The following is a 4,447-nucleotide window of genomic DNA, read 5'->3' as shown; positions in this document are numbered from 1 at the left end:
GCCCTCCCGCGCCGCGGCGTCCTCCGAGGCGACCTGGAGCGCGCCCGCCTGCAGGCTGATCAGGCTGACCTGGTGGGCGACCACGTCGTGCATCTCGCGCGCCAGCCGGGCCCGTTCCGTGGCCAGCACCCGGTCCGCGATCAGCCGGTCCTCGCGTTCCAGGCTGCGGGTGAGGTCGGCGACCCGGGCGGCCAGTTCGCGCCGGGTGCGTACCAGCAGCCCGAGCCCGATCGGCCCGGCCGAGGTCACCGAGGCGTCGATGAGGACCAGGGTGTTCTCGCGGTACGCGGTCGGCTCCCAGTCGCCGATCGGGTACGGGAAGAAGTGCGCCGCGATCAGCAGGAACGCGCAGGTGCCGAGCCGGGCGCGGCCCGGCCGCAGCGCCGCGACCGTGTACAGCGCGATCATCGGCGCGAACCAGATGTAACCGATGTACAGACCCGGGAGGGTCGCCAGGAAGACCGTGAGGGGCAGCCGGCGGCGCAGCAGCAGGGCCAGCGCGGCGAAGAGGGAGACGCCCAGCTCCAGCGGCTGGTCGACGTCGTTGACGAGGAAGGAGTCGGCGATGCCGAGCAGGGTGGGGACGACGAGGACGGCGTGCCGCCGCAGCCGGGCCGTTCGGGCGGTGCGCGGCCGCGCGGCCGCCGGTATGTGCCCGGCGTCCTCCGCCGGGTCCGTGGTCGTGGTGGCCGGCGTCATCTGGGGCCTCCCGTGACCAGTCCGGCGCGGTCCGCGACGATCGCCGCCTGTACCCGGTTGATGCCGCCCAGCTTGCCGAGCAGCGCGCTGACGTGGTCCTTGACCGTACTGGGCGCCAGGCCCATCCGGCCGGCGATCTGCGCGTTGCCCAGGCCCTCGCCGAGCAGCGCCAGCACCTCCGACTCGCGGGGGGTGAGGGCGCGTACGGCGTCGGCCGCCGCGGCCTGCGTCTCGGCGGTGAGGTAGCCGCCGATGACGGCGCGGGTGACGCCCGGGTCCAGCACGCTGCCGCCGGCGGCGAGGGTGCGCACCGCGCGGACCAGCTGTTCGGGGTCGGAGTCCTTGAGCAGGAAGCCGTTCGCGCCCTCGCGCAGCGCGGCCGTCAGGTACTCCTGCGCGTCGAAGGTCGTGAGCATGGCGATGGCGGGGGGCTCGGGTGCGGCCCGCAGGCCGCGGAGTACGGTGAGTCCGTCGACGTCCGGCATCCGGATGTCGAGCAGTACCACCTCGGCGCCGGTGCGCCGGACCGTCTCGACGGCCGTGGCGCCGCCGCAGTCCGCGACCATCTCCACGTCCGGTGCCGTGCCGAGGATCATCCGCAGCCCGGACCGGACCAGCCGCTCGTCGTCCACCACAGCGACACGGATCACCGGTCGCCCCTTCCTGTCGTGCCGTACCGACTCCGCGGGGCGGCGCCGCACCCCCGCCGTTGGGCGGGGGTCCGCACGCGACCTGCGGAGGATGCCGCGGGACGGCACCCGCGGGCAGAGTGCTCTTCATGCTGCACCACTGAGGAGGCCACCGGCCCGGCACGCGGTGCAGCTCACACACCGGCGGCCGCCGCGACCCCCACACGCGACGGCCGCCTCGGTGTGCCCGGCACCGTACGTGCTCCCCGGGCCGGCGTCACTCCGGCCGGGTGCGTGCCCAGGAGTGGGTGGTGCCGTGGGCCGGGCTGAAGGCCCGTCCCGTCGTGAGGACCAGTACCGAGGTCATCGCGGCCAGGAGGTAGGCGGTGGTGGCCAGGTCCAGCGCGCCGCCGACCGTCCGTGCCCCGGTGCTGAAGGCGCCGGTGACGGTGTACCCGACCACCGTCCGCACCACGAGGTAGAGCTGCACGGCGGCGAAGACGAGCAGGGCGCCGCGCACGTCCCGCCGCCCGGCCAGCGCCAGCCAGCCGACCACCAGCCAGCCCGCGACCGCGGCCAGCGCGGTGAAGCCGGGCCCGGCCACGGGTGCGTCCGCCGAGGGGCTCACGGCCGCGTCGAGGGCGCTCGCCAGGTAGGGGCCGGCCCCCTTGCCGCCGGTGAGCTGCTGCACCAGCCAGGCCGCCTGGAACAGTCCGGCCAGCAGGAACAGCACCCCGCAGATCCGGGAGACCCGCCCGTGCCACCAGGAGCCGGCGGCCGGGCGCGGGACCGGTTCGGGGCGCGCGGGCAGCAGGACGCACAGCACGACGGATGCGGCGAGCAGGCCGAGTACGTGGGTGGCCAGGGTCCAGCCGCCGAGCGTCTCGAAGCGGTAGGCGGAGCGGTAGTCGGTGTGCAGCAGGCCGATGCCCTCGCGCAGCGAGCGGGCCAGTACCAGGCAGGCCAGCAGCAGTGCTGCGGGGCGGGCGACGGTGCGCTGGGCGAGCGCTGCTCCGGCCACCGCAGCCAGTGCCGCGGCGAGCGCCCATTCCTGGGGGCCGAGCGCGCCCACCGGGCCGGCCAGCGGGTTGAAGAGGCCCTCGGCGAAGTCCAGCGGGTCGATCTCGGCGTCGACGGCGCCGCTCACGACCCAGGCGAGGAGGGCGCACGCGTACAGGCCGAGGGCCAGTCCGGCCGCGAGGTAGGCGCCGCTGTGCTCGGGGGTGGCCCGGCCGGGGTCGGCGCCCGGCCGCACATCGAGCAGCCGTCCGTCCTGCGTCATCATGACCGACCCCCGATCCGGCGTGCGCCACCGTGCCGTACGCCGTGCTCTTGCGTCGCGGGTTCCGTCGTGCGGGGTGCCCGCCGTCCACTGTCATTGTTCAGAGACGGCGCTCGTGCGCGCGGAGGTTCCACCCCTGTGTGTCGCGTGCCCCCGCGTCCCCCGCGGTTCCCGGGCCCCGTGCGGTTCCCGCGTCCCGTTCAGCGCACGCGTCGCGCGGCGGCGGAGACGAAGTCGCGGATCGCCTGGCGGGTGCGGGCGCGCAGCGCGGTGAACTCCTCCAGCCCCTCCACCCAGTGGAGTTGGGTCACGTCGTCCAGCATCCGCTCGGTGCGCTCCACGATCCCGGGGTCGTCGCTGACCATCTGGGCGCGGAACATCGCCTCCTGGGCCGCGGTCCGGGTCTTGTACTGCTCCTCGCGCAGTTCGGGAGTGTCCTCGTCGCAGCGTGCGCCGTCGTCCTCGTGCAGGACGAACCACCGGTGCACCACCACGCGGCGGTAGTCCAGGAGCGCGCCCGCGTACGCGCAGTAGGCGTCGATGCGTTCCTGCCGCAACTTCTCCGCACGGGCGAGGGCGTGGCTGCGTTCGGTCTCGCGGCGCTGGAAGAAGTGCGTGGTGCCGGCGCCGAGGAGCGTGCCGACCACCGCTACCACGCTCGTGACTACTGCCTCCATGGGGACAGTTGATCACTTTGGGAGGGGTGTGCGACAGGGGGCGGTGCTGCCGGTGCCGTATTCCGCTTCGCGAACGGTGGGGCAAGATGGCCTCCATGGGGAGCTTCGGGGGACACGGCCGCCTGATCGCCGGCCGTTACCGGCTGGAGGGCCGGCTCGGCCGCGGCGGGATGGGCACGGTCTGGCGGGCCACCGACGAGCTGCTGGGCCGGCAGGTCGCGGTGAAGGAGCTGAACCTCGACGAGGACCTCGACGGGGGCGGCACCGACGGGATCGGCGCGGCAGCCGATGTGTCCGTACTGCGCGAGCGGATGCTGCGTGAGGCCCGTACGGTCGCGCAGATCAAGCACCCGAACGTCATCGTCGTGCACGACGTGGTGACGCAGGACGACCGTCCGTGGATCGTGATGGAGCTGGTCGACGGGGGTTCGCTGGCCGACCGGCTGGCGGCCGGCGGGCCGCTGGCCCCGCGGGAGGCCGCCCGGATCGGCGTGGCGCTGCTCGGCGCGCTGCGCGTGGCGCACGCCCGCGGTGTCCTGCACCGGGACATCAAGCCGGCCAACGTGCTGCTGGAGGCGGGCACGGGGCGGGTGGTCCTCACCGACTTCGGGATCGCGCAGGTGCCGGGCGGTTCGACGCTGACCGAGAGCGGGACGTTCGTCGGGTCGCCGGAGTACACCGCGCCGGAGCGGATGTCGGGCCGCGGCACCGGCCCTGAGGGGGACCTGTGGTCGCTGGGTGTACTGCTGTGCACGGCGCTCAGTGGCGGCCGTACGCCGTTCCACCGTGACTCGCTCGGCGGTGTGCTGCACGCGGTGCTGTCCGACGAGATCCGCATTCCGGAGGCGGCCCGGCCGCTGTACGCGGTCGTCGACGGGCTGCTGCAGCGCGACCCGGAGCGCCGGCTGACCGTGGCCGCGACCGAGCGGCTGCTGCGCGGCTACCTCCAGACGGGCCGGATGCCGGAGCCGGGCGCCGGGCCGGCGGCGGAGGAGCGGCCGCCGCTGCCGTCCGCGCCGGCCCGGGGGCAGGCGACGCCGCTGCGGGACGCGCTGGACGGCCGGGCACTGGGCGCGGCGGCGCGGCCGCACACCGGGCGCACCCGTACGGTCGTGCTCGCCGTGGTGGCGGCCCTGGCGCTGGCCGGGGCGGGTGCGGGC

The 4,447-nt window shown here is 75.1% G+C and carries 5 protein-coding genes; 1 reads left to right on the top strand and 4 read right to left on the bottom strand.

All coding sequences use genetic code 11. The features are described 5' to 3' along the window. The 4 genes from C3486_RS36240 to C3486_RS36225 form a co-directional block, all read right to left on the bottom strand. On the bottom strand, nt 1-699 hold a 699-nt coding region (locus C3486_RS36240; RefSeq protein WP_181138818.1), incomplete at its 3' end, for a histidine kinase. After that, on the bottom strand, nt 696-1,349 hold the full coding sequence (locus C3486_RS36235; RefSeq protein ID WP_103837099.1) for a response regulator transcription factor: 654 nt from the start codon (nt 1,347-1,349) through the stop codon (nt 696-698). The genes C3486_RS36235 and C3486_RS36240, both read right to left, overlap by 4 nt. Nucleotides 1,350-1,605: 256 nt before the next feature. Further along, nucleotides 1,606-2,613 carry a hypothetical protein gene (locus C3486_RS36230; RefSeq protein WP_103837098.1) on the bottom strand — a complete coding sequence of 336 codons (1,008 nt, stop codon included), beginning with the start codon at nt 2,611-2,613 and terminating at the stop codon, nt 1,606-1,608. A 197-nt stretch (nt 2,614-2,810) separates the two neighbouring features. After that, nucleotides 2,811-3,287 (bottom strand): hypothetical protein, encoded by a 477-nt coding sequence (locus tag C3486_RS36225; protein ID WP_103837097.1) that lies wholly within the window; start codon nt 3,285-3,287, stop codon nt 2,811-2,813. Between the two features lie 95 nt (nt 3,288-3,382). Between C3486_RS36225 and C3486_RS36220 the strand changes: the two genes are divergently transcribed. Further along, on the top strand, nt 3,383-4,447 hold a 1,065-nt coding region (locus C3486_RS36220), incomplete at its 3' end, for a serine/threonine-protein kinase (RefSeq protein ID WP_103837100.1).

The sequence above is a fragment of the Streptomyces sp. Ru73 genome (assembly GCF_002920575.1).
In the GTDB taxonomy this organism is placed as follows: domain Bacteria; phylum Actinomycetota; class Actinomycetes; order Streptomycetales; family Streptomycetaceae; genus Streptomyces.
Note: the sequence above shows the minus strand (reverse complement) of the source record. Positions and strands in the feature narration are given on the sequence as shown.

Coding starts and splice junctions, on each gene's coding strand:
- C3486_RS36225 (WP_103837097.1), bottom strand. CDS start 3,287: ATGGAGGCAGTAGTCACGAGCGTGGTAGCGGTGGTCGGCACGCTCCTC.
- C3486_RS36230 (WP_103837098.1), bottom strand. CDS start 2,613: ATGATGACGCAGGACGGACGGCTGCTCGATGTGCGGCCGGGCGCCGAC.